26 protein-coding genes and 1 pseudogene are annotated in these 23,005 nt (G+C 40.6%); 13 read left to right on the top strand and 14 right to left on the bottom strand.

Features of this window, described 5'->3' with window-relative positions:
- Positions 1 to 269, top strand: a 269-nt coding sequence (locus FTU66_RS09025) for a transposase (protein WP_306669751.1), incomplete at its 5' end; no start/stop codon positions are given.
- Positions 270 to 304: 35 nt separating this feature from the next.
- Here FTU66_RS09025 and FTU66_RS09020 read toward each other — a convergent pair.
- The 3 genes from FTU66_RS09020 to hemW all read right to left on the bottom strand — a co-directional run bounded on the left by FTU66_RS09020 (position 305) and on the right by hemW (position 3,782).
- Entirely contained in the window at positions 305 to 1,393 is a 1,089-nt protein-coding gene (locus tag FTU66_RS09020) for an HpaII family restriction endonuclease (RefSeq protein ID WP_131260601.1), read from the bottom strand.
- Complete coding sequence (locus tag FTU66_RS09015; protein WP_004974609.1) at positions 1,377 to 2,486, bottom strand: DNA cytosine methyltransferase; 1,110 nt, start codon at positions 2,484 to 2,486, stop codon at positions 1,377 to 1,379. The genes FTU66_RS09020 and FTU66_RS09015 overlap by 17 nt, the downstream gene beginning before the upstream one ends.
- Before the next feature lie 141 nt (positions 2,487 to 2,627).
- Positions 2,628 to 3,782 carry a radical SAM family heme chaperone HemW gene (gene hemW, locus FTU66_RS09010; protein WP_180112695.1) on the bottom strand — a complete coding sequence of 385 codons (1,155 nt, stop codon included), beginning with the start codon at positions 3,780 to 3,782 and terminating at the stop codon, positions 2,628 to 2,630.
- A 122-nt stretch (positions 3,783 to 3,904) separates the two neighbouring features.
- Here hemW and FTU66_RS09005 point away from each other — a divergent pair, with 122 nt between their 5' ends.
- From FTU66_RS09005 to FTU66_RS08995, 3 genes are all read left to right on the top strand, one after another.
- A complete protein-coding gene (locus tag FTU66_RS09005; RefSeq protein WP_131260603.1) occupies positions 3,905 to 4,366 on the top strand; it encodes a DMT family transporter in 462 nt (153 codons plus the stop codon).
- A gap of 38 nt (positions 4,367 to 4,404) precedes the next feature.
- A complete protein-coding gene (locus FTU66_RS09000) occupies positions 4,405 to 5,769 on the top strand; it encodes an MATE family efflux transporter (RefSeq protein WP_131260604.1) in 1,365 nt (454 codons plus the stop codon).
- Between the two features lie 145 nt (positions 5,770 to 5,914).
- Positions 5,915 to 7,213 carry an AarF/ABC1/UbiB kinase family protein gene (locus tag FTU66_RS08995; RefSeq protein ID WP_180112694.1) on the top strand — a complete coding sequence of 433 codons (1,299 nt, stop codon included), beginning with the start codon at positions 5,915 to 5,917 and terminating at the stop codon, positions 7,211 to 7,213.
- Between the two features lie 158 nt (positions 7,214 to 7,371).
- Here FTU66_RS08995 and FTU66_RS08990 read toward each other — a convergent pair whose 3' ends face one another.
- Entirely contained in the window at positions 7,372 to 7,692 is a 321-nt protein-coding gene (locus tag FTU66_RS08990) for a type II toxin-antitoxin system PemK/MazF family toxin (protein WP_004974601.1), read from the bottom strand.
- Positions 7,692 to 7,973: a type II toxin-antitoxin system RelB/DinJ family antitoxin gene (locus tag FTU66_RS08985; protein WP_136144463.1), complete on the bottom strand. Its 282-nt coding sequence runs from the start codon at positions 7,971 to 7,973 to the stop codon at positions 7,692 to 7,694. Before FTU66_RS08985 ends, FTU66_RS08990 begins: the two co-directional genes overlap by 1 nt.
- Before the next feature lie 278 nt (positions 7,974 to 8,251).
- Between FTU66_RS08985 and FTU66_RS08980 the strand changes: the two genes are divergently transcribed.
- Positions 8,252 to 8,500 (top strand): type B 50S ribosomal protein L31, encoded by a 249-nt coding sequence (locus FTU66_RS08980; protein WP_180112693.1) that lies wholly within the window; start codon positions 8,252 to 8,254, stop codon positions 8,498 to 8,500.
- A gap of 213 nt (positions 8,501 to 8,713) precedes the next feature.
- On the opposite strand, the gene crcB is transcribed toward FTU66_RS08980, so the two are convergent.
- Positions 8,714 to 9,091, bottom strand: coding sequence for a fluoride efflux transporter CrcB (gene crcB / locus FTU66_RS08975; protein WP_131260607.1), 378 nt, complete (start codon positions 9,089 to 9,091; stop codon positions 8,714 to 8,716).
- A 181-nt stretch (positions 9,092 to 9,272) separates the two neighbouring features.
- Between crcB and FTU66_RS08970 the strand changes: the two genes are divergently transcribed.
- Positions 9,273 to 9,605: a HopJ type III effector protein gene (locus FTU66_RS08970; RefSeq protein ID WP_179989056.1), complete on the top strand. Its 333-nt coding sequence runs from the start codon at positions 9,273 to 9,275 to the stop codon at positions 9,603 to 9,605.
- A 166-nt stretch (positions 9,606 to 9,771) separates the two neighbouring features.
- On the opposite strand, the gene FTU66_RS08965 is transcribed toward FTU66_RS08970, so the two are convergent.
- A complete protein-coding gene (locus tag FTU66_RS08965; protein WP_179989057.1) occupies positions 9,772 to 10,338 on the bottom strand; it encodes a hypothetical protein in 567 nt (188 codons plus the stop codon).
- A 171-nt stretch (positions 10,339 to 10,509) separates the two neighbouring features.
- Between FTU66_RS08965 and FTU66_RS08960 the strand changes: the two genes are divergently transcribed.
- Positions 10,510 to 11,136: a class I SAM-dependent methyltransferase gene (locus FTU66_RS08960; RefSeq protein ID WP_179989058.1), complete on the top strand. Its 627-nt coding sequence runs from the start codon at positions 10,510 to 10,512 to the stop codon at positions 11,134 to 11,136.
- Here FTU66_RS08960 and FTU66_RS08955 read toward each other — a convergent pair.
- The gene (locus tag FTU66_RS08955; protein ID WP_004974557.1) at positions 11,133 to 11,606 is read right to left on the bottom strand and encodes a Holliday junction resolvase-like protein; all 474 of its coding nucleotides are present in this window, start codon (positions 11,604 to 11,606) and stop codon (positions 11,133 to 11,135) included. The genes FTU66_RS08960 and FTU66_RS08955 overlap by 4 nt on opposite strands.
- A 115-nt stretch (positions 11,607 to 11,721) precedes the next feature.
- On the opposite strand from FTU66_RS08955, the gene FTU66_RS08950 reads away from it, so the two are divergent.
- The 4 genes from FTU66_RS08950 to FTU66_RS08935 all read left to right on the top strand — a co-directional run bounded on the left by FTU66_RS08950 (position 11,722) and on the right by FTU66_RS08935 (position 14,957).
- The gene (locus tag FTU66_RS08950) at positions 11,722 to 12,366 is read left to right on the top strand and encodes a ParA family protein (RefSeq protein ID WP_004974554.1); all 645 of its coding nucleotides are present in this window, start codon (positions 11,722 to 11,724) and stop codon (positions 12,364 to 12,366) included.
- A gap of 108 nt (positions 12,367 to 12,474) precedes the next feature.
- On the top strand, positions 12,475 to 13,614 hold the full coding sequence (locus FTU66_RS08945) for an AI-2E family transporter (RefSeq protein ID WP_131260611.1): 1,140 nt from the start codon (positions 12,475 to 12,477) through the stop codon (positions 13,612 to 13,614).
- Positions 13,615 to 13,777: 163 nt separating this feature from the next.
- Positions 13,778 to 14,320: a superoxide dismutase family protein gene (gene sodC / locus FTU66_RS08940; RefSeq protein WP_179989059.1), complete on the top strand. Its 543-nt coding sequence runs from the start codon at positions 13,778 to 13,780 to the stop codon at positions 14,318 to 14,320.
- A gap of 340 nt (positions 14,321 to 14,660) precedes the next feature.
- The gene (locus FTU66_RS08935) at positions 14,661 to 14,957 is read left to right on the top strand and encodes a DUF3817 domain-containing protein (RefSeq protein WP_179989060.1); all 297 of its coding nucleotides are present in this window, start codon (positions 14,661 to 14,663) and stop codon (positions 14,955 to 14,957) included.
- A gap of 123 nt (positions 14,958 to 15,080) precedes the next feature.
- On the opposite strand, the gene FTU66_RS08930 is transcribed toward FTU66_RS08935, so the two are convergent.
- The 4 genes and pseudogenes from FTU66_RS08930 to FTU66_RS08915 form a co-directional block, all read right to left on the bottom strand.
- Complete coding sequence (locus FTU66_RS08930) at positions 15,081 to 16,310, bottom strand: MFS transporter (protein WP_180112692.1); 1,230 nt, start codon at positions 16,308 to 16,310, stop codon at positions 15,081 to 15,083.
- A 181-nt stretch (positions 16,311 to 16,491) separates the two neighbouring features.
- A pseudogene (locus FTU66_RS08925) lies at positions 16,492 to 16,602 on the bottom strand (pirin family protein); the annotation flags it as partial.
- 138 nt (positions 16,603 to 16,740) lie between these two features.
- Positions 16,741 to 17,112 carry a hypothetical protein gene (locus FTU66_RS08920; RefSeq protein WP_180112691.1) on the bottom strand — a complete coding sequence of 124 codons (372 nt, stop codon included), beginning with the start codon at positions 17,110 to 17,112 and terminating at the stop codon, positions 16,741 to 16,743.
- 199 nt (positions 17,113 to 17,311) lie between these two features.
- Positions 17,312 to 18,721, bottom strand: coding sequence for an FAD-binding oxidoreductase (locus FTU66_RS08915; RefSeq protein ID WP_154320282.1), 1,410 nt, complete (start codon positions 18,719 to 18,721; stop codon positions 17,312 to 17,314).
- Between the two features lie 341 nt (positions 18,722 to 19,062).
- On the opposite strand from FTU66_RS08915, the gene serA reads away from it, so the two are divergent.
- On the top strand, positions 19,063 to 20,295 hold the full coding sequence (gene serA, locus FTU66_RS08910; RefSeq protein WP_168418491.1) for a phosphoglycerate dehydrogenase: 1,233 nt from the start codon (positions 19,063 to 19,065) through the stop codon (positions 20,293 to 20,295).
- Between the two features lie 159 nt (positions 20,296 to 20,454).
- Complete coding sequence (locus FTU66_RS08905) at positions 20,455 to 21,333, top strand: DMT family transporter (RefSeq protein ID WP_180112690.1); 879 nt, start codon at positions 20,455 to 20,457, stop codon at positions 21,331 to 21,333.
- 20 nt (positions 21,334 to 21,353) lie between these two features.
- Here FTU66_RS08905 and FTU66_RS08900 read toward each other — a convergent pair whose 3' ends face one another.
- Positions 21,354 to 21,812, bottom strand: a complete 459-nt coding sequence (locus FTU66_RS08900) for a hemerythrin domain-containing protein (RefSeq protein WP_168418489.1) — start codon at positions 21,810 to 21,812, stop codon at positions 21,354 to 21,356.
- A 203-nt stretch (positions 21,813 to 22,015) separates the two neighbouring features.
- Positions 22,016 to 22,921, bottom strand: a complete 906-nt coding sequence (gene truB / locus FTU66_RS08895) for a tRNA pseudouridine(55) synthase TruB (RefSeq protein WP_168460794.1) — start codon at positions 22,919 to 22,921, stop codon at positions 22,016 to 22,018.
- Positions 22,922 to 23,005: the final 84 nt, after the last annotated feature.

Genomic DNA, 23,005 nt, shown 5'->3' with positions numbered 1-23,005 from the left:
TTAAAGAGCAAGGCATTGATTTAATTACTTATCCAAGAAAAAATATGAGAGTGACCTTATTGCCATTTTCTGATGAATTTCATCTACGACAACGTAAAAGAATTGAAACATTGATAGGATTATTGAAAGAAAAATATCACTTAGTTACGAGTAAACATCGTTCGATTGCTGGTTTTTTAGCAGGCGTATTTTCTTCACTATGTGCGTATCAACTTTGCCAAAAGAATAAGCCTAAAATTCATGTGATTAAATCTTTGGCTTATCCGTAACTGGGGTTATATTAAGATAAAAGATATATTTTTAATCATTTAAAGCGAATTTGTAGATTTAAAGACAGATACAATTTATTGTCCTTTAGAAATAATTGACCAAAATCATGCTTGGTTTTACTTGCCATCTCAAACTTTGTATTATTGTATAAATACTCTTCAAATTCATGGCGATGATACAGATGATAGCAAATGATCTCGCCATCTTCTTTAATTACTAAATATCCACCTGTAGAATCAATTTCGTTACCTGTCCAAACTGTACCAGGCATCATTCCAATTGCTATTTCACACAATAATTTTTTAATTTTAAACTGATAAAAAGGATGCTGATGTTCAAAAGAATATTTCATTGGATTTTCATAAGAAATTTCATTAAAAATATCTTTAACTGAATTAAGAGTTGATGTGTAATATTTAAATATAGCTTCTGCCATAATTTTTGGTAGTAAACTATCCAACAAAATTAAATTATTCTCAAATACAGCATTATTTAAATGGGAAAATTTAATATCGGCTCCCAACATTTTTAAATGTGCTATACGAGATTTAATAATTGGTTGTGGCAATGCAAGCTGATTAAAATCTTCAATCTCTTTTTCGGTTAGGCAAATATTTTTTATTTCAAAAATAAAATTTGTTGTCTTTCCTGCATTTAACAATGTGGATGGTTTACCTAATTTTGACTTTATGCTAAATCCCAATTCAGGCATTGTTCCAATTTTTGCATCATAAATTACGATTCTAATATCACTTTTCGCACTAGATTTTGCTTTAATCTTATTTGATTGGTATCTGGATATAAAGTTTTCCACATCTGGAATAGTAAATGATGCCGTTTGCTTTTTCTGTAATTCTGCCAGCAAAAACTGAGTAATATCTCTGAGTTCCTGTAATGGTATCTGAAAAACATCTTCGCCCCGCAAAATCTCTACTATACCCTCTGATTTATGCGGTACATAAGTGAATAAATGATGATGTTCTTGACGTAAAATTCTAATTACAGGATAAATTAAATTATTTATTTTATTTAAGTTTTCATCACCCGCACTTAACTCCCCATCACATAGTAATTTAAAAAGGGCATAGAGTTCACTCCATTCCCCCTTATTTGCTGTAATCATACTCACCAATCTTCAATGCTTTTAATATTTCTTTTGCAGTTGCCTGTATCGCTGGAATAGCAACAGAATTTCCAAATTGTTTATAGGCTGAGGCATCTGAAACCACGATTTTGAAATGATCTGGAAACCCCTGCAACCGTGCCCATTCTCTTGGCGTCATTTTCCGAATACCTTTCCGATTTACCTCTCCTTTAATTCTAGTAGTTGGAGTAAAGTCTGTAATTCTATGATCTATAACTAAATTACGCTCTCTCCCCATTCCACCTACAACTATGGCATTGGCAATTGCGTGATCTGGAATAATAGCGTAACCAAAACCATTTCCTTTATTTTCATGTCGAGCTTTATGCTTTTCCAAGGTATCTAAATACTGTGTAGATAAGTAATATTTAGTAGGTACAACCTGAGTTTCCTTTATATCGGCAAAACAGGTTTTTTTATTTAATGGTTGTGGATAAGAGAAATTTTGAATTCCAGTATCTTTATGGAAGCCTACAATAAAAATTCGCTCTCTATTTTGGGGAACACCAAAATCTTTAGCATTTATAATTTGAGGCTCAGCAACGTAGTAACCTAAATCATCTCTTAATGTTTTTAAAATAGTTTTAAGTGTATTTCCCTTATCATGACTAATTAAGCCTTTAACATTTTCTAAAAAGAAAGCTTTAGGTTGTTTCCGTTTTATAATATCCGCAACGTCAAAAAATAGCGTACCGCGTGTATCTTCAAATCCAGATCTTTTACCTGCAATTGAAAAAGCCTGACAAGGGAAGCCTCCACATAAAATATCGAAATGATCAGGTATCGCATTTTTAGTAGACTCTAAAGTGATATCACCATAAGGCGTTTCACCAAAATTGACGGAATATGTTTTTTGGGCATATAGGTCTATTTCTGATGAAAATACGCACTCGCCACCAAGATTTTGTAACGCTAGCCGAAATCCACCAATTCCTGCGAATAGGTCAATAAATTTAAATTTACTTGGGTATTCTGGATAAAAAGGGATTGATTCAAAGAGGGAAAGGTTTTCCTCTTTGTTTACCACTAATTCACCATGAGCCTTTAAAACTTTTGGACTAGTAGAGTTCATCTCAAACCTTCAAGGCGATACAATAACAAAGCCATTACAATAACAAAATTTACCTTAAATAGCATGCAGTGCAAGACACAAGCTGTCGCTCTAGCACAATATTCGATAAGCGTTAGGACAGATGCCTGAGCTGAACTCAAATCACAAAAACGCTTCCAACACCGAATTTAAAAACACATGCCCTTGCGCAGTACATGCCAATCGCTTCGGATCATCCTGCAACAATTGCCGCTGACGCAATGTATTTAAAATATCCTGCAAATCATCCAAGTTTAAACCTGTGCGGGCAGTATACAAGTTTGCCTCAACCCCATCATTCAGGCGCAGTGCATTCATCATAAATTCAAATGGCAACTCATCGGCTGCAATTGCTTTAAACTGCAAGTTTTCCGCAGGTACTTTGGCTAAGTAATCTTTCGGCAAACGGGTTTTTTGGAAGCGATACACACCATCATGCAAAGTCACTTTGCCATGCGCCCCCGCACCTATCGCCAAATAATCGCCAAACTGCCAATAATTTAAATTATGTGCAGACGGCAACTCTTTACGCCATGCAGACACTTCATAATTCACAAAACCTTGCGCAGTTAAATAGGCTTCACCCTGCGCTTGAATTTCTTCCAAGACATCATCTACAGGTAAAATTGGCTGAGTGCGGAAAAAAACAGTATTAGGCTCAATAGTCAATTGATACCATGAAATATGCGTTGCACCATGTTCCACTGCCAGTTTTAAATCCTGCAGTGCTTGCTGCAAAGTCTGTTCAGGCAAGCCATGCATTAAATCGACATTAATTCGCTGAAAGCCCGCTTCACGCGCCAAGTCAATTGCGGCAATCGCATCATCATTAGAATGAATACGCCCTAATTTTTTTAAATGCTCAGTATTAAAACTCTGCACGCCAATCGACAAACGGTTAATGCCTGCAGCCAAATAATCTGCAAAGGGATCATGCTCCACTGTTCCCGGATTAGCTTCCAACGTAATTTCGCAGTCATCTTCAAAAGCTAGCACGGCTTTCAGCTGTGTAAATAACCATTGATACCCCTGTGCTGAAATTAGCGAAGGTGTGCCACCGCCAATAAAAACACTGTGAATTTTCCGCCCCTGCGCAAACTGAGTCTGGGTTTTAAAATCTTCCAGCAAAGCCTGTAGATATTCCTGTTCTAAATCTAAACTCAACTTACCGTCAGGCACAGCATGTGAATTAAAATCACAATACGGACACTTACGCACGCACCACGGCATGTGAATATATAAAGATAAAGGAATATCAATGGGTTGAAGTGGATTCAAAGACAGACTCAATGCAAAATCAAAACAGTGATACAGATTTTAACATGACTACAGCAGGACACTGATCTATTCCCTAGAATTTACTTTAGACTAGAATCTGTTTAATAAGAAAAAATGTGAAAATGATGAAGATATCCAGCCAATTACTCTTAATTTTGCCACTGGCGATGGGCATCGGGATTGCAATGGCCTTTCAAACTGCAATCAACAGCCAATTGCGTGAATATTTATATTCTCCGTTACAAGCTGCCCTTTTCTCTTTTTTGGTTGGTACAATAGTTTTAGCCATACTGGTATTTTTTCAGCAAGTCGAAAAACCCAACCTCAGCACCTTGCTCAACATCCCATGGTATTTATGGATTGGCGGATGTCTAGGGGTTTATGCCATCAGCATGAGTATTTATAGTGCTCCAAAACTAAGTTTACTCACTTTATCTGGGGTGATTATTTTTGGACAAATGGTCACATCAATGCTGATTGATCATTTTGGGTTCTTGGGCACTGAAAAAGTCAGTATCAATTGGCAACGTCTTTTAGGTAGCGTGGTGATTTTTATTGGTGTGCTTCTCACTTTACAACGCTAATACCCAAACGCTAAGCACCTCATGCATTGAGATTTTTTGTGTCAAATATACATTCTGTGACCACGACCCGTTTTGAATTAAAACAGCTTTTTCAACTGATGATTCCAATTTTGGTCACACAATTTGCGCAAGCAGGTTTAGGTCTGATTGATACCATTATGGCAGGTCACATGTCTGCCACCGACTTAGCTGCTATTGCTGTTGGGGTCGGTTTGTGGATGCCCATTATGCTGCTGTTCAGTGGCATTATGATTGCTACCACACCCTTAGTCGCCGAGGCTAAAGGCGCGCGTACCCCAGAAAAAATTGCAACCATCGCCCGTCAGTCTTTATGGATTGCGTTTATTTTAGGTGTGATTGCAGGGCTGATTTTACAGCTCATGCCTGCACTATTGCCATTATTTGGTGTGCCTGAAAATTTACAGCCCAAAGCAGGCTTATTTTTACATGCCATTGGTTTTGGGATGCCTGCCGTGACCATGTATGCTGCCTTGCGCGGTTATTCGGAAGCACTGGGCTATCCACGCCCTGTGACTGTAATTAGTCTGTTGGCATTGGTTTTATTGGTTCCGCTGAACTTTATGTTTATGTATGGCTGGGGGCCTCTGCCTGAACTGGGCAGTGCGGGTTGCGGTTTTGCCACCGCCATTTTGCAATGGTTAATGTTCATAAGTTTGGCATTTTATATTTTTAAAAGTCGCGCCTATCAAAGCACGCAGGTATTTAGCCAATGGGAAGCGATTGATGCGGTCTGGATTAAACGTATTTTGCTGTTAGGACTGCCCATTGGTTTAGCCATTTTCTTTGAAGTGAGTATTTTTAGTACTGCCGCCATTGTAATCAGTCCTTTGGGAGAAACCAAACTGGCAGCCCATCAAATTGCCATGTCAGTCACATCTCAGTTATTTATGATTCCCATGTCTTTGGCAATTGCCCTGACCATTCGTATTGGCACATATTATGGCGAACAAAATATTCACGCCATGCGTAAAGTACAAGGCTTAGGCTTTGCAACTGCAACTGTATTTGCCTTTTCTACAATGACGCTGATGTGGTTTTTCCGTCCTGAAATCATTTCAATTTACACCCGCGACCCGCAAGTGGCGCAAGTGACGATGTCTCTATTATTATTTGCGATTGCCTATCAACTCATGGATGCATGGCAAATTAGCGCAGCAGGTTGTTTGCGTGGCATGCAAGACACTCAGGGCCCAATGTGGATTACCATGCTTGCTTATTGGGTTGTGGCGTTCCCCATTGGCGTGTATTTAACTCGTTACAGCAGTATGGGCGCTGCAGGGGTTTGGGTCGGGCTGATTGTCGGTTTAAGCATTGCCTGTGTGTTACTTCTGACCCGTTTATATTTCAACAATCAACGACTGGAACGCCAATTTACAGCATAAACCTCAGCCTACTCACCTACATGCCAAAATACGTTTTGGCACGTGGGTCTTGTGATCAAAAAATACTTTAACAATTAAAAGTAGGCATTTTGCTCACGAACACTTATGATCAAAAGATAGTAAAGATGATCTTGAGGAACATCGCATGGCAAAAACGGCGCGTACACCTGGTCGTCGCTTTATGAAACTTGCGAGCATGACAGCAAGTATTGCAACCAAAACGGTATCGAACTCGATTAAAAACCTCACCGCAGATGAAGAACAAAAAAATGCGGCACGCAGCCAATTGTTTCAGGATATTGGTATCCAAATTGCTGATACCTTAGGCGAAATGAAAGGTGCGGTGATGAAAGTCGGGCAAATTGCCTCGCAATATAAAGATATTTTTCCGCCTGAAGTTGCCAAAGCCATCAGTAAATTACAGCGGCAAGCACCTGCCATGCCATTTGCTGAAATTAAGGCACAAGTTGAAAAAGAACTCGGTAAACCGCTCGACAAAATTTTTAAACACTTTGATGAAACTCCGTTTGCAGCCGCATCTATTGGGCAAGTGCATAAAGCCATTTTACCCAATGGCGAGCAAGTGGTGGTCAAAGTGCAATATCCTGGGGTCGATGAAGCCTGCGAAAGTGACCTGAAACAAGTCCGTTTGGCACTGCGTTTAATGGGTGTACTTAAAATAGACCGTAAATTACAAGACCGTCTATTTCAGGAAATTCAGGAAAGTTTAGACAATGAGCTGAACTACCAGATTGAGGCACAAAACCTAGAAGTAGCGCGTACCTTTCACGCGGCTTTGGATGATAAAATTATTATCCCACAAGTGTTTAAAGACTATTCTTCGCGGCATATTCTCACCTTAAGTTTGGAACAAGGTGAAAATATAGAAACGGCAAGCACATGGTCACAGCGTACCCGCAACACTTTGGGACGACGTTTATTGCGTGCCATGGGTCAAGAAATCTTTTATTTAAAACGCTTTCATTGCGACCCGCATCCGGGCAACTTTGCGTTCCGCCAAGATGGTTCTGTGGTGATTTATGATTACGGCGGCGTCAAAACTCTATCGAATGATGTAGTGCATCATTTTCGACAACTGATTCATGCTGCGCGTGCGCAAGATATTGCCGAAATTGAACAGCATCTAGATGCACTGCAGGCAATTTCTGCATTGGGTAAATTCCCTGAAGATTTATATTTGCAATGGTTAGAAGTGCTGACGCGTCCGCTAACCACACATTATGATTTTGCTGAAAATTCTGCCCATCATGATGGCGTTGAGTTGGTCAAAAGTTCATTGAAATATTGGGATGTGTTTAAGCCTTCTCCCGATACCTTAATGGTGAATCGAACTGTTTCAGGGCATTATTGGAATTTAATTCATTTAAAAGTACATGATAATTTAAATGATATTTTTGAGGAGTTGGTTCCACCGCGAGCTTAGACTCAACTTTGGACTCAGCAAAGGATGCTGAAAATAAAGCCCAATCTGTTTTATGCTCCGTAACTAAAATTATAATCCAGACAAAAAATCCTCCCAAATGTAGGAGGATTTTTTGTTATCTAAACCGATTCATTCAAGTTGAAACGATGAAATTCAAATTATTGAATTTCAAGGTGTTTGATTAAGCATTCCAGATCATCGGCAGACAGTTGTCCAATATAAGTGAGTTGTGTTTTTTGGATAGGCAGCTGATATGTTTGTACTGTATCAATCCACGATGGCTTTTTTAAACCAGCCTGTTGCCAGTTTTTAATTTCCACATATTTGCTTTTAATAAAAGCAGACTTATTTTCGTACTGACTACTTAAACGGAATACAACATAGTCGGTGTCCGTTTGGCGAATATACAACACAGGTCTGGTCTTACCATCGGCAATATCTGTAAAGCCAACATAAGCCCAATAGAGTTGTTGGGTCATTAGTAGCCGCCATCATCTTCTAAAAAAGCAGCAGTATCCGCAGCGCTAGACACTTTTACACTAGGAACATTATGGCTCATCGCGATTAATCTTGCTGTATTCAAATCCTCGTCACTCACTTGAGTCGTGACAGGTATTTTTCCAGTTCGTGCAATTTCAGCGTAAACCATGCTCATTACAGTGGCAGGCGTCAGACCAACTTTTGTCATAATGTATTCTGCCGATTCCATAATTGCCTGATCAACCGTGTATTGAACTCGTTTTTTTACCAATGTTGTCATCATCTACTCCATACATACCACTGAATGCCATTTTATGCCTTAAAATGGCATGGGTCAAACTTGTTCTTACGATGCCTTTTCACTTCCAATAGAAAAAATTATTTAATCTGTGCAGACACTATTCCCTCAATGACAGCCCTTATACAACAGGTTTAAAAAGGGATTGGATAATTTTTGATGTAAAACTCACTAGAAAGAATGCATGTGGGTTTTATTTGCCAAATTAATTGTTATGTTATAACATTTCACAAATTACACACTTAGTTTGGAGAAATCTCATGCGTCCGAATATCCACCCAGAATATCGTGAAGTTTTATTCCACGACACCAACGCCAATGCCTATTTGGTGATTGGCAGCACCTTGCAAAGCAGCCAAAGTAAAGAATATGAAGGCAAGGTATATCCTTATGTGACTTTGGATATTTCAAGCGCATCGCATCCGTTCTACACAGGTGAACAACGTCAAACCAGTAATGAAGGACGTGTCGCGAGCTTCAACAAACGCTTTGCACGTTTCAAACGCTAAGCTTGAGTTTTATTGCAAAATCTCACAATCACTTCATATTCAGTTAAGTTTTCTGTTTTATATTTTAAACATAGCAAGATTGCTCATCGAAACGATGGGATATCCTCTATCTTCAAAGCCCAAGCACTCTCCTCCAGCTTGGGCTTCTTTTTATTTATAATTTTTATCTAATGGATTTTTCTACTCAACGATTGATTTGGTACAGACCCTAATCTAATGTTTTAAAAACTGTTGAATCACATAAAAACCCAATCCCAGCAACATCACTCCCAAAACCACACTGGAAAGCGCATAACTAAACGCCATACCTTGCTGTCCATGTCTTAAGAGTTGCCAAGTTTCCAAACTAAAACTGGAAAAAGTGGTAAAGCCACCTAAAATACCTACCATCAGTAATAAGCGGGCTTCCTGCTGCAACACAGGATATTTCTGACTCAATGCAAAAAATACACCTGCCAAAAAGCAGCCAAACAGATTGACCGACCACGTTGCCCATGGAAAATGCTGTGCCGATTTAAATAAATACAGGCTTGCGGCATAACGTAAACTTGCGCCAATTGCACCGCCCATTGCTACCAAAAGCCAATTCATTGTGTTTTGAATCCTAATGAAAAAAAGTGAGATGAATGAACCATCACCGCACAATTAAAACCTGATCACACTATACAAGAATCATGATTTTAAATGCGAATGTACACTCAAAAAACACATAGACTTTGCCATAAAAATTGCGCTAGTCTGCATGTTATTTTTAGGCGCAATGGAGGACAGGATGGCTCAGGAATTATTGGCGCAACTTGAAGCAGGCACTGCAATATTTACCGATGTGCTCTCATTTATTGAAGCACGTTACACCTACACGCCAACTGCTTTCAAAAATGGGCAACAGCTCAACGCCGCCAATGAAAATCAGGGCAGTGCCAAAATATTTTCATTTGCGAAACTCAATGGCTTAGATCAGGCGCAAACCCTCAGCCTATTTGCAGAACATTATGCTTCAGTACTTGCAACACCTGATGGAACTGATCATCAAAATATCCGCCAGTTTATGCAGCACGGTTGGGATGGCGTTCAGTTTGAAACGCTAGCCCTCAGCGCCAAATAAAAACAACTTTAACCAAGCAAAAACCGCATGAAAGTTAAACCTAATCATGCGGTTTTTTATTAGGGATGTGTACGTTTCACGTGGAGCAATACTCAAGCTGTTTACCGTGTATGAGATACAGTTTCGGCAAGTATCTACAATTCAAACTCTAAACTAAACATCACACTCAGCTTTTGACTTTTTCAATCCACTGAATTGAACTAACGCGAAATACTTCACAAGCACCATCCCCCGTATCGGTGGGTGTAAGAGAGGATGTCCAAACCAAGTCGTGATCTTTCACTTCAACCAACTCACCTTTTAAACGTACCAAATCACCTCGTTTTACTTTTTGAATGTCTTTGGCAATTTTTGGGTTGGCAGGAATGATGTGCATATTAGATACCATTTGCATGGCTTGTTCAGCAGGCACAGGTAAACGGTCTATTTTCCAGTTTAAATAGCGGTCATATTGATTGACTGTGATATGACGGGCAATTTCAGGCTCAGCAAACAAGCCCCAACTCACCGCATAATCAATCGGAGAAAATTTGGCTTGGGCATCATCTTGATAGGTTTTTGAACCCAAAATTCGAAAATCACCCTTAAAAGGTTGCAACACTTCAATCGACTGACCTTTCATGACAGGAGGCAAGCCTTTGGCAATATTACGCTCGACCGCAGCATAGACGGAACATGGCAAAGCCAGAGTCAGTAACAATGCCGTGAGTTTTAGCGAAATATGCGTGTTCATCTTAAAATCTGCCTATTAAATTCATCTATCTATATTTATCTTAATCACATATCATGAATACAATAGTTGAAATTGGTAACAAAATGCAGTCATTGGCTCATTCTGACATGGCAAAAACCCTGTAATTTCAGCTAAGCTTATCGGCATAAAAATCAATAATTAGATCTGCACATGCTCTATAAATTTTATCAAAAACATATTTTCCCGCACTTGCTGAATCAGGTCATGCAAACTCCATCCTTAATGGATTTACGACGTGAGCTTTTATTGGGCGTATCGGGCGAGGTTTTGGAAATTGGCTTTGGTACGGGTTTAAATTTACCTTTTTATCAAGGTGTAGATACCCTGTATGCCTTAGAATCCAATGCAGCAATTTTCCAATTGGCGCAGGAACGAATTGATGCAGCACCGTTCGTGGTTGAGCAGATCACCGCAAGTGCAGAACAACTGCCTTTTGCAAATAATCAATTACAGCATGTGGTATCCACTTGGACGTTGTGCAGTATTCCAGACCTAGAACAAAGCTTGCGAGAGATTTATCGTGTCTTACAACCGGGCGGCACTTTGCACCTCGTAGAACACGTTTTAAATCGACAAAATTTGAATGTTCAGCGTTTACAACATCTGCTCACACCAATTCAAAAGAAAGTTGCAGATGGCTGTCACTTAAACCGTGACATTGAAATTGCCCTACTGGAAACTGGTTTTGAGTTGGGTGAAATCCAATATGTTGATGCTGCAGATATCCCCAGTCTTGCACAGCGCATGTTATTGGCGCGAGTACATAAACCTCTTTAATCACAATCCTCAAAATCAATCCGAATGGTTTCAAAACGCAGTCTGCCCTGCTGAATGGCCTGCGCAATTGCTTGCTGACCTTTGGTCAAACGTGCGCCACCACTTTTAATATCAATTAGGACGATTGCAATATCTTCGGCATGCCCATTGCCATCCCGATAATCGGTATAGCCATCAAACACGATATAATCAACAGGATCACCTAAAAATTTGGCATCGCTCGGTAAATACTGAAATTCAGGCATAATCGGTGCTAATTGCTCTGCCATTTTGCCTTTCAGTACCGCACGACTGGTATTTACACTGCGCTTTTGTGCCTGCAATAATGCCTGCTGATGTGACAGTTCAATTTCTGCAATATATTGTTCATACTCGGCTTTAATCCGTCCATTGCGGCTATTGCTTAAAATTAAGGTGGTCAGCACCACGCCTATACAGGCACCAATCAGCATCGCCATCCAGATTGACATAAAACCTTCCTAAACCTTTTTTGCAGAACTCGATACGACTTTTGTCAACTGTCATATTCCGAGCACAAAACAATGATATGCTAGGGATGAGCAGATTAAAATCGATTCGAGGGTCATGAAAACTATATTAATTGCCAACCAAAAAGGTGGCTGTGGAAAAACCATTACGGCTATTAGTTTAGCATCTGCGCTTGCACAAAAAGGCTATAAAGTTGCTTTGGCGGATGCCGACAATCAAAAATCTGCGCTGCAATGGTTAAAACAACGACCAGAAACAGCCGCTCCAATTCAAAGTTTAGATTGGCGTCATGAAAAGTCGATTGGCGATGCACCCAAAAACATTGAATATTTAATTATTGATGCACCTGGTGCGTTATCGGGTGAGCATGCCGAGCAGCTGATTAGCGAAGCACATGCCATTATCACACCTCTACAGCCTTCATTTTTTGACATTGACTCCACCCGTCGCTTCTTAAAACACTTACAAGACATTAAGCGGATTCGTAAAGGCAAAGTCCAAATTTTGCTGTTGGCCAATCGGGTCAAACCCAACTCTGCCAGCTCTAAAGATATTCAGGATTTTTTCCAGAAAATCGAGCAACAGCCTGTGGCATGGATTTCAGAACGTGCAGCCTATGGACAATTGGCAATGCAAGGTTTAAGTATTTTTGATAAAACCCAAAAAACTTATCTGCAAATGCAAGATCAATGGCAGCCTGTACTGAATGCCATTGTAGATGACCCTGCTCAATGGTTTTAAAGCCTAGAATCGCCACCGTTTAGAACTTATTCACCAGAACTTACCAAGCTCTCGTTTTCGGGAGCTTTTTTTTCAGTTAATATGGCACATGACCTTAGGAATGTTTCAGTGAATTCAGTGCAACAGTACGCGCCAACATTACAAAAAATTTTATTGTTTGGACTGTTTTTTGTCCTGATCTTTTTGGGTTTTCACATACTCAAATATTTTATTGTTCCTGTTGTTTGGGCAGCAATCATTGCCTATATGAGCTGGCCACTATATCAGTCGGTGCTACGTTTATGCGGTCATCGTCCTACGCTTAGCGCAGCCTTAATGATGCTGATGGTCACGTTGGTGGTCGGCATTCCACTCACTTTTGCCATTTTTATCCTGCAACATGAAGGTCGCAACTTATATTACGAATTACAAAAACAGGTCTTTTCTGGACACTTAAATGTCCCTGATTTCATTCGCAATTTACCTATTATTGGTAAAGAAGTCACCCGCACCCTTAAAGAAATTAATCACGATCCGAACAGCATTGTGCAATCCATTTCCTTATGGATTCAAGGGCATTTGAATTACGGTAAAGTGGTGATTAATGAAGTCAGCAAAAACCTGATCAAACTGGGTTTTGCCCTGCTGTCATTATTCTTTTTCTACCGCGATGGTCACACCATCTTGCATCAAGTCAGCAAAGCGCTAGAAATGGTGATTGGGCCACGTATTCATCACTATTTAGATACTATTTCTGAAACCACACGTGCTGTGGTTTATGGCGTTGGACTCACTGCAATTGCGCAGGCTTTACTCGCAGGCGTGAGCTATTTTGTCGCTGGGGTACCTAACCCAATGGTGCTAACCATTGTGACTTTCTTATTTGCCTTAATTCCGTTTGGCCCACCTTTAGCTTATGGTTCGGTTTCGCTGTGGTTATTTAGCCAAGGGCATACGATGGAAGCGATTGGCGTGATGGCATGGGGCGTATGTGTGGTCAGCACTGCCGATAACGTGATTCGTCCTTTGGTGATTTCAGGTGCAACTCAAATTCCATTCCTGTTAATCATGTTTGGAGTTTTAGGTGGAATTGCCAGTTTTGGTCTAATTGGTCTATTTATTGGCCCTGTGATTTTGGCCGTGTTACTGGCCATTTGGCGTGAATGGTTGCATGAAAACAACCAGCCCGAAGCTTTAATGTTGCCCAAAGCCACGCTTGCGCATGATCTCCCTGAAGACGATTCATCATCCAATTCAAAGCTTGATTAAGCTGTTTTACTGATCATATTGCTCACATGGCTGTGTTGATCTGAATAAATCAGCTCAACACAGTACATACATACTACTACGCAAACGTTGTATTGTAACGGAGCTAACTTTGCTTCAATCAAGACATCCCTAAATATTATGCACAACAAACAGGATGTCTTTTATGCGCTCAATACTCAAATTTGCCAGTCTTGCTGCTTTTAGCAGCCTAGTACTTATGGGTTGCAGCACCACCGCGACCACACAACAAAAATCTAAAATCTTAAAAATGCATGCTGTTTCAGCACAAGGGATTGGCAAGGAATTAGGTACGGTTGAACTGCGTGACAGTGCAGCAGGCTTAGTCATTCACCCCCAACTCCAACAACTCCCTGCAGGCGAACGAGGTTTTCATATCCATGAAAAAGGTTCATGTGCAGTAGCAGAAAAAGATGGAAAAATGGTTGCTGCTTTGGCAGCGGGCGGACATTTTAATCCCAAAAATATCCCGAATCATGGTACACCGCTGACAGGACATTTAGGGGACTTACCGGCTTTAAGTGTTGCAAACGACGGAACAGCCAAAGTGACTGTGATTGCACCCCGTTTAACATTGGCACAAGTTGAAGGGTTGGCCTTGATGATTCATGCAGGCGGTGATAACTATGCTGACCATCCAAAACCATTGGGCGGCGGCGGTGAGCGAATTGCCTGTGGGATTATTTAAGCGAGCATGATGCATTTTCAATAAAACATTTATTACCAATTGTGGATAAGTTAAGGGTTATACACATGCCTTTCGACTTATCCGCAAAAAGTAAAATTTATCTTTTTTAGGATTATTCTCAAACGACACTCAATGCAGCTCTTCTTGCTTTATATCGGTCGTATTTCATAACCACACTTACTCGTTTTTGAATAACTTGCTACTAACTTGCACAAAATTAGCTCAATTTTGCAGCCATCGTATCTAGTTCATCAATGTGCAGAGCTCGCAACAGCTCGTCTTTGCTATTGTCACTATTTGCGCTACACTGCTGTTTTATCGACATGAAAAAGATTTGGGCATGAATATTAAAACATTACGTTGGGTTGGGTTCCTAGAAGGTATTTCATTCTTATTGTTGTTATTTATTGCTATGCCCATGAAATATTTGTTCGATAACCCAATTTTAGTGAAATATGTAGGTATGGGACACGGCGTATTGTTTATCGCATTTTTAGTAGTGCTTTTTGTGGTTTGCGAAAAACAAAAATGGTCTCTTAAAATGTTTATTTTGGGCTTAATTGCTTCAATTTTACCTTTTGGCCCATTTGTTTTTGATGCTAAATTGAAAAAGATGGAACAACCAGTACAAGCTTAATCTGCAAGTCCTTTTCAGCTTTCATCATATTGCACATTTTCTCAACTTTAATTTATAAATCAAATGTTTGCAAGGTGATGCCACATCACCTTGTTTTATGATGCAGCTGAAAAATTTAACCCCTTAAAACTGCCCTGCAGCAACTCGCTCCTGCATCACCTGTTTAAGCATCATGCGTGGCAAACTAAACCAGAGCGCTATCAGCACCAAACAAGCCAAACTATACGCCCAAATATCAAACCGCATATATAAAACACGCACCAGTTCAATCACAATAAAAAAGCACAGCATCAATAGCATTGAAACACTAGCAGCAACAGTACCTTTAGACACTTCCGATGACATTAAGGCGAAACGGTATAAGACTGAGAAGCTCATTCCCTCACCAAAACTAATCAAGCTCATACCAATCACCAAACACCAAACAAAATAGCTATGCCAAATTGCCCCCAATACGATCAGCACACTACCCAACAACATTAAAGGTAAACCAATCAAGACTGTTTTTCCTAAAGGTAAACGGTCAATGACTTTCATCAGTACCAGATTGCCTAAAATCAAACCACCCAAAACAGGAAACTGCGCCAAACCGTATTGCAGACTACTAAAGCCTAACTCTTCCACCAACATCACAGGAGATAACGCAATCCACAACATTAAAGGCATGCTCAATAAGGGCAGCGCCAATGTCAAACCTAAGAATCTGGTATTTTGAAAAACTTGTTTAAAATCATCCCATACATCTCGAAATGGAGGTTTGGGAATACGCTGCTGATTTTCAGGCATTTTGGCTTTCAGTCCAAACCAACTCAAAAATGCCAACAGTGCTATGCCGATAAAACCCCAATGCCAAGAAACATGCTCAATCATAAATGCACCTAAGACTGGGCCGAGCAAGGGAGCAAGTAAAGAGACGTTCGCCATGAGCGCCATGACTTTAATTGCATCACGTTCTGCAAAGTTTTCCTGAATAGCCGCATAACCGACTGCACTAATGACTGACAAACCAAAACCTTGAAAAAAACGAAGAACAAGGAAGCTTTCAATGTTCTGAGTCAATAAAATCAATAAACAGGTTAGGGTAAAAAATGCCACGCCGCCCAATAATACTTTTTTGCGTCCCAAACGGTCAGAGAGTGGCCCCAATAACCACGCCACACAAGCACCCCCCAGCAAATAAAATGACATGGACGAAGCTGCCCATGCACTACTGACACCAAAATCTTGTGTGACGGCCAACATCGCGGGTTGAACCAAGTCATTGCCAATATAAACCGCGAACTCAAACAAGACCAAAGCCAAGGGAAACATGAGTGTGGCACGTTGAATGGTATTTTTTTGCTGCTGTGGCATGAGTTATAAAGGACAAAACGATGCAAGTCAGCCGCGTTTAGCCCATAAAAATAGAAAATTGAGCTGCAGTTTAACAGAGTTGAATGGCAAATTTATGGCGCATTTTTTAAGTCCGTTAAATAAATTGCGGCACTTGATGTGACATCAGACCAAGTTAGGCATCACCTCCTTCAGCGGGTTAAGGCGATACAGTATTGCCCAATTCATAATGTGAAAATACCGAAAGCACAGGATAAAAATCACCCACGGCAAAACGGCTATCATTGCGGTGTAGAAATGCTAGAGTTTTGATGGACATGCTGCGCTCACACGTTTTTGAATCGAATGAAGTCATCCTAAATAAAAGCTGTGGATAACACGAGTATTATCCACAGACGCTTTGTTGCATTTTTAGAACATCATGCAAGATTTACCTAAGCCCTACAGCAATTTAAGGACATTTTTTGCTTTGGAAAGTCTTGGTATTTTTACCACGTGCGCATAAGTAAGCGGTTTGCACATCACCCTGCTGCCATTGTCCATTAATATTTTTAAAGTGATAAATACTACGAATTGAACGTACCGAATCATCCATTAAGCCTGTTTCGGTAATTTTTACTTCTGCCACAGTTGGTGCTTCGACACGGTTAAAGTATTGACGAATTTCAACGGTAGCCAATTCTTTACGCAAATCTGGACGTTGTTTGAGTACCTGCGCCAAAGGTGTTTCTGCAGGCGTAACTTGTGAAATAATATTCTGTGTAGTCGCACAGCCTGACAATAACGCAACACCCAATGCGGAAACCGTGATTAAACGCAACATAACTCCTCCAAAATGTTGATTATTATTTATGCTTCTATGATGCCTTGTTCGAGCAGAAACGCTAGAACAGAAATGTAAAATTAAAACAGCGGCATAAAAAAACGCATCACGAGGATGCGTTTTTCAATTCACTACAATTAATTTGCTACATCTCATTCACGAAAATCTAACCACGCGAATAAATGAAAGGCGCAATGAATTACAAATCAAATAATTTGCCTGGATTCATAATGCCTTGAGGATCAAACACTTTTTTCAGCGCTTTCATATATTCAATTTCTTCAGCCGAACGTGAATATTCCAAATATGGTTTTTTGGTCATGCCTACACCGTGTTCTGCAGAAATTGAACCATCATATTTCTTTACAGTATCAAATACATACTTATTCACTACCTGACATTTGGCAAAGAATTCATCTTTGCTTAAATCTGCAGGTTTTAGAATGTTCAGGTGCAAGTTACCATCACCAATATGGCCGAACCAGCAAATTTCAAAGTCAGGATAGTTTTCTGCCACAATTGCATCAATTTCCTGAATAAATGCAGGAACATGAGTAATCAATACTGAAATATCGTTTTTATATGGAATAAACGGTGCAATCGACTCAGAAATGTCTTCACGCAAACGCCATAAACTTTCAACTTGGTCTAGGCTTTGGCTCAATACGCCATCCATCACCCAGCCTTGTTCCATACAGTGTTCAAAAATTTCCATCGCCTTGTCCATAATTGGCTCAAATGGCGCTTCAAATTCAAGTAACACGTAAAATGGACATTCGGTTTCAAATGGACGTTGCACATGACCATGATCCAAGACTTTTTGCATCGCCAATTCACCAAAGAATTCAAATGCAGTCAGATCAATTTTAGCTTGGAAAGCATGTAATACAGGCATCACCGAATTAAAATCAGGTACGCCCAACACCATCACTTGCAAATCTTGCGGTTGGCGTTCTAGCTTAATTTCAGCTTCGGTCACTAAGCCAAGTGTGCCTTCACCGCCAATAAATAAATGTTGCAGCGCATAACCTGTTGCGTTTTTGATCATGCCTTTGTTCAGACGCAGGATATCTCCTTTGCCTGTTACCACAGTCAGACCCAACACCCAGTTACGGGTCATGCCGTATTTAATGACTTTAATACCGCCCGCATTGGTACCAATATTACCGCCAATTTGTGAAGAACCTGAAGATGCAAAATCGACTGGATAATACATGCCTTGTTCTTCGGCATAGTTTTGTAGTTGCTCAGTCACCACACCCGCTTGCACACGTACCATACGGTCTGCAGGGAAAAATTCCAAGATTTGGTTCATCTTGTCCATGCTGACTACAATTTCACCATTGGCTGCCACCGCACCCGCAGATAAACCTGTACGTCCGCCCGATGGAGTAATGGCCACATTAAACTGATTCGCCAGTTTTACAATGGCTTGTACTTGCTCTGTGCTTGATGGGAAAACGATGACCGATGGGTTCGGATCAAAATGCTTTGTATGGTCACGACCCCAGTTTTGGAGGCTATCGGCATCCGTTTTAATACGGTTTTCACCGACTATTGCCGTTAATTGGGTCAATAACTCAGGGGTTAAAGCGACTGGAGCATTCATCGTTTGCAGACCTAGCAAGAATTAAACAGGAAGAAAAGCGACTGTCTGCATATCTTGATCAATTTGAAGATACTGCAGACTAAATATGTGCATCAAAGCAACAGCGTGGGTTGGCTTTCATGTGTGCCGCTTATTATAAGCGATTTTTTTGAAAAACCTGTGAATATTGGCAATTCCGATAATATAACGTGGTAAGAACAGGGTAATTTTGGGCAATATTTCTGAAAGAGATTATATCTGACAAAAAATACCTGCACTCTTGGTCATAAAGGAAATGTATATCGACCCATCTCCTATGTTATCATACCGCCACTAAATTTGGCCTTTGTAGCGGAGCCGTAATGAGCCAACATCTTTCACTACCTAAAGATAAAATTCGTTTCTTGTTGTTAGAAGGCGTACACCAGAACGCAATCGACGTGTTAAATGCAGCGGGTTATACCAACATCGATTATCGTAAAACGGCGCTTGAGGGCGATGCGTTAAAAGAAGCGATTAAAGATGCGCATTTCATTGGAATTCGTTCACGTACACAGCTAACTGAAGAAGTTTTTGAAGCTGCGAACAAACTAATTGCGGTAGGTTGTTTCTGTATTGGTACAAACCAAGTGAACTTAACTGCAGCAATGGAACGTGGTATTCCAGTTTTCAATGCCCCTTATTCAAACACCCGTTCGGTTGCAGAATTGGTATTGGCTGAAGCAATTTTATTGCTACGTCGCGTACCTGAAAAATCAACCGATACACATGCAGGTGGCTGGAACAAGTCTGCTGTAGGTTCATTTGAAACACGTGGCAAAACTTTAGGTATCGTGGGTTACGGTTCAATTGGTTCTCAACTTTCAGTTTTAGCTGAAAGCATGGGTATGCACGTGATTTATTATGATGCAGTAACCAAATTACCTTTAGGTAATGCACGTCAAGTTGGCTCAATGGGCGAATTATTGGCAAATGCAGACGTGGTTTCTTTACACGTTCCAGATGTGCCATCTACCCGTAATTTCATGGCAAAAGAACAATTTGCACAAATGAAAGAAGGCTCTATTTTCATTAACGCAGCACGTGGTACCTGTGTCGTTATTGAAGATTTGGCTGATGCGATCAAATCAGGTCATATTGCAGGTGCTGCAGTTGACGTGTTCCCGAAAGAACCAAAAGCCAATGGTGAAGAGTTTGTTTCTCCACTACGCAACCTGCCAAACGTGATTTTAACACCGCACGTGGGTGGTTCGACAATGGAAGCACAAGCGAACATTGGTTTAGAAGTTGCAGAGAAATTCGTTGCATATTCAGATAAAGGTATGACTTTATCTGCAGTGAACTTCCCAGAAATTGCACTACCATTAACCGAAGGCAAACACCGTTTATTACACATTCACCAAAATATTCCAGGTGTATTGTCTAAAATTAACAACCTGTTTGCTGAACACGGCATCAACATCTCTGGTCAGTCACTTATGACCAAAGGTGATGTCGGTTACTTGGTAATGGACGTTGATGCAACGGCATCTAAAGAAGCGCTTGATACCTTGCATGAAGTTGAAGGCACAATTCGCGTACGTGTATTGTTCTAATACCACCAGCGCATGCTACAAAAAACCACAGTCAGCGTACTGTGGTTTTTTATGTCTGCTGCATCTACACAGCATCGTGCTGCAACCCGCTAGTATTTTAAACTTGGTATAATCTCCCCCGTATTCCTATTCTGACGCTTTAGAGTATTTTCCTGCCTCATGCCAAACGCCCAACTCACTGCGGTGTTGTTCATGGTTCTGTCCATGATCTCCTATCAAATCAGTGCCTCATTTGCCAAACAACTCTTTCAGGTACTCGACCCGCTTAGCGTGACAATTTTACGGCTGTGCTTTGCCAGCGTGATTGTGGCAATCATGTTTCGCTCATGGCAAATTCTTTCGCGGCTGTCGTATTTAAAATGGCGTGATTTATTGTGTTATAGCGCAGCCTTGGGCTGCATGAATATTTTGTTTTATCTGTCTTTGGGCAAATTACCGCAAGGCATTGCGGTGGGTTTGGAATTTGTCGGGCCTTTGGGTTTGGCGTTATTGTCCATTCAAAACCGTAAAGATTATATCTGGGTGTTCTTGGCCATTTTAGGCATTATTTTCATGGTGCCATGGGGACAAGCTCACGGCGATAATTTTAGCATCTTGGGCGCAGCCTTCGCTTTGGGTGCAGGTCTATGCTGGGCCTTTTATATTTACTTTGGCCAAAAAGTGGTACAGCAAAATATTGGCATGCATGCACTAACCATCGCCATCAGTATTTCGGCTTTGGCCCTAATTCCATTTGGATTGTATAACAATGCACCCGCAATGTTTGAAACTCAATATTGGGGCAAAGCACTTGCCATTGCAGTACTCGCCACCGCCATTCCTTATGCTTTAGATTTACAAGCGCTGAAACAACTCAGCAAAATGAGCTATGGCACACTGTCCAGTTTGTCGCCTGCTTTGGCTGCACTTACAGGTTTGGTTTTATTGGGTGAGAAAATCACCAGCCTGCAATGGCTGGCTTTGTGCTGCATTATGCTGGCTTCAGTTGGTGTGACCTTTAGAGCCGTGAAAAAATCCAAACAGCCACACAGTGCTTAAATGGCATTTTGAATGAAAACTTAAACCAAACTGTCTTTAGACATTTGTTTATATTTTTCATACTCTGCCAAGTATTGTTTGGCCAAACTTTGTTTTTGCGATTCAGATAAAATTTTGCCTGCCTGTTGGAAAAAACCGTGTTCTTCTTCTTTTAAATGGTGATGGACTTTTTCTGACAATTGTTTGGCCACAGCCAACCAGCCTGTATTGCTCATTTCAGTTTCGGTCAACTGTTCCAGCAACTCATCAATTTCATGATGTTCAGACAAGGCATGGCGGGTAATATTCAACCCTGCATCCATCATCATCAAAGGGATATAAAAATAACGGTCTTCTGCCACGGCATGGGCAAACAATTCGTTTTTGAGTTGTTCAAAATAAGCTCTGCGCTCAGGACTATCACCCGAAGTTTGAATGAGTTGGGTGGCTAAATCTCGTTGAATCTCGTGACTCTGGCGCAAAGCTTCAAAAATATTCATATGCAGACCTCTTGTTTTAAACCGATGCTGGCTGGCAAGCAAATGTCACTGGCTAACGCAACGCTCGGTTTTATTGTCGGTTTTTAATTTCAGTTTTTAGCTCTAATTACTGTATAGGGCATGAAGCTGAAATCCTGCAAAGATTTGTATGAGAAACTTTACGTCTTCATAGCACAAGTTTAAATAAGCTATCTCACTGCATTTTAAAGATTTAACACTCGTTTAGGCACCAAGCGTTTTTTGTCGGTAATTTCTGCCAAGCCTAAACAACGCTCACCATCAAACACCAATACTTGTGCAACAGCAGGATGCTCGATATTACTTTCCATGCCTCGGCTAAAATATTCAGCCCGACCTTCAGGCACCTGAACCTGTGGAAAATGCTGTACAGGTGCATACGCAGGCAGCAATAAAGCCTCGCGTTCTGCTTCACTTAAACTTTCTAAATATTCAATGCTATAGCTCGGAATCAGGTCAAAATGCCCCGTTTTAATCCGATGCAAATAAGTCAGGTGTCCATAAGTACCTAAAGCTTTGGCAATATCTTCACCCAACACACGGATATACGTGCCTTTGGAACAGGTAACATCCAGCGTGATACTGTTTTCGGTAAAGGACAGTAACTCAATCGCATAAATGGTAACTGGGCGCGCTTCACGTTCAATTTCTATGCCTTGACGAGCTAACTCATATAACGGACGACCTTCTTTTTTTAAGGCAGAATACATGGGCGGAACTTGCATAATATCGCCCTGAAACTGCGTCAAAACCTGTTCAATTTTTTCTTGGCTCAATGCTGGCACAACTTGCTGTAACAAGACTTCACCTTCTACATCACCTGTCGTGGTGCTATGCCCGAATTGAATGGTGGTCTGATAGCGTTTTACAGAATCGAGTAAATAATGTGAAAACTTGGTGGCCTCACCTAAACAAATAGGCAACAAACCTGAAGCCAATGGGTCTAATGCCCCCGTATGCCCTGCTTTTTGCGCCCGATACAACCAGCGTACTTTTTGCAAAGCCGCATTGGAACTAATCCCCAAAGGTTTATTTAATAAAAACACACCACTAATGGCACGACGCTGAATTTTAGCCGCAGATGATTTCATAGCAAAAAGTAAGTCAAAGCAAAACTGCGTCATGGTAACAATCTGCCGAGATAAATGACAACTTTTCTAGAACAGCTACCAACT

It is taken from the genome of Acinetobacter sp. YH12131 (genome assembly GCF_013418635.1).
Lineage (GTDB): Bacteria > Pseudomonadota > Gammaproteobacteria > Pseudomonadales > Moraxellaceae > Acinetobacter > Acinetobacter towneri.
This window is presented reverse-complemented; position numbering and strand designations above follow the sequence as displayed.

Bases quoted from the DNA above. Each gene is read 5' to 3' on its own strand.
- FTU66_RS08980 (WP_180112693.1), top strand. From the start codon at position 8,252: ATGCGTCCGAATATCCACCCAGAATATCGTGAAGTTTTATTCCACGAC.
- FTU66_RS08995 (WP_180112694.1), top strand. From the start codon at position 5,915: ATGGCAAAAACGGCGCGTACACCTGGTCGTCGCTTTATGAAACTTGCG.
- serA (WP_168418491.1), top strand. From the start codon at position 19,063: ATGAGCCAACATCTTTCACTACCTAAAGATAAAATTCGTTTCTTGTTG.
- FTU66_RS08970 (WP_179989056.1), top strand. From the start codon at position 9,273: ATGGCTCAGGAATTATTGGCGCAACTTGAAGCAGGCACTGCAATATTT.
- truB (WP_168460794.1), bottom strand. From the start codon at position 22,921: ATGAAATCATCTGCGGCTAAAATTCAGCGTCGTGCCATTAGTGGTGTG.
- FTU66_RS08985 (WP_136144463.1), bottom strand. From the start codon at position 7,973: ATGACAACATTGGTAAAAAAACGAGTTCAATACACGGTTGATCAGGCA.
- FTU66_RS08900 (WP_168418489.1), bottom strand. From the start codon at position 21,812: ATGAATATTTTTGAAGCTTTGCGCCAGAGTCACGAGATTCAACGAGAT.
- crcB (WP_131260607.1), bottom strand. From the start codon at position 9,091: ATGAATTGGCTTTTGGTAGCAATGGGCGGTGCAATTGGCGCAAGTTTA.
- FTU66_RS08935 (WP_179989060.1), top strand. From the start codon at position 14,661: ATGAATATTAAAACATTACGTTGGGTTGGGTTCCTAGAAGGTATTTCA.
- FTU66_RS08915 (WP_154320282.1), bottom strand. From the start codon at position 18,721: ATGAATGCTCCAGTCGCTTTAACCCCTGAGTTATTGACCCAATTAACG.
- FTU66_RS08920 (WP_180112691.1), bottom strand. From the start codon at position 17,112: ATGTTGCGTTTAATCACGGTTTCCGCATTGGGTGTTGCGTTATTGTCA.
- FTU66_RS09020 (WP_131260601.1), bottom strand. From the start codon at position 1,393: ATGATTACAGCAAATAAGGGGGAATGGAGTGAACTCTATGCCCTTTTT.
- FTU66_RS08990 (WP_004974601.1), bottom strand. From the start codon at position 7,692: ATGACCCAACAACTCTATTGGGCTTATGTTGGCTTTACAGATATTGCC.
- sodC (WP_179989059.1), top strand. From the start codon at position 13,778: ATGCGCTCAATACTCAAATTTGCCAGTCTTGCTGCTTTTAGCAGCCTA.
- FTU66_RS08960 (WP_179989058.1), top strand. From the start codon at position 10,510: ATGCTCTATAAATTTTATCAAAAACATATTTTCCCGCACTTGCTGAAT.
- FTU66_RS08950 (WP_004974554.1), top strand. From the start codon at position 11,722: ATGAAAACTATATTAATTGCCAACCAAAAAGGTGGCTGTGGAAAAACC.
- FTU66_RS08965 (WP_179989057.1), bottom strand. From the start codon at position 10,338: ATGAACACGCATATTTCGCTAAAACTCACGGCATTGTTACTGACTCTG.
- FTU66_RS08930 (WP_180112692.1), bottom strand. From the start codon at position 16,310: ATGCCACAGCAGCAAAAAAATACCATTCAACGTGCCACACTCATGTTT.
- FTU66_RS09015 (WP_004974609.1), bottom strand. From the start codon at position 2,486: ATGAACTCTACTAGTCCAAAAGTTTTAAAGGCTCATGGTGAATTAGTG.
- FTU66_RS08955 (WP_004974557.1), bottom strand. From the start codon at position 11,606: ATGTCAATCTGGATGGCGATGCTGATTGGTGCCTGTATAGGCGTGGTG.
- FTU66_RS09005 (WP_131260603.1), top strand. From the start codon at position 3,905: ATGATGAAGATATCCAGCCAATTACTCTTAATTTTGCCACTGGCGATG.
- FTU66_RS08905 (WP_180112690.1), top strand. From the start codon at position 20,455: ATGCCAAACGCCCAACTCACTGCGGTGTTGTTCATGGTTCTGTCCATG.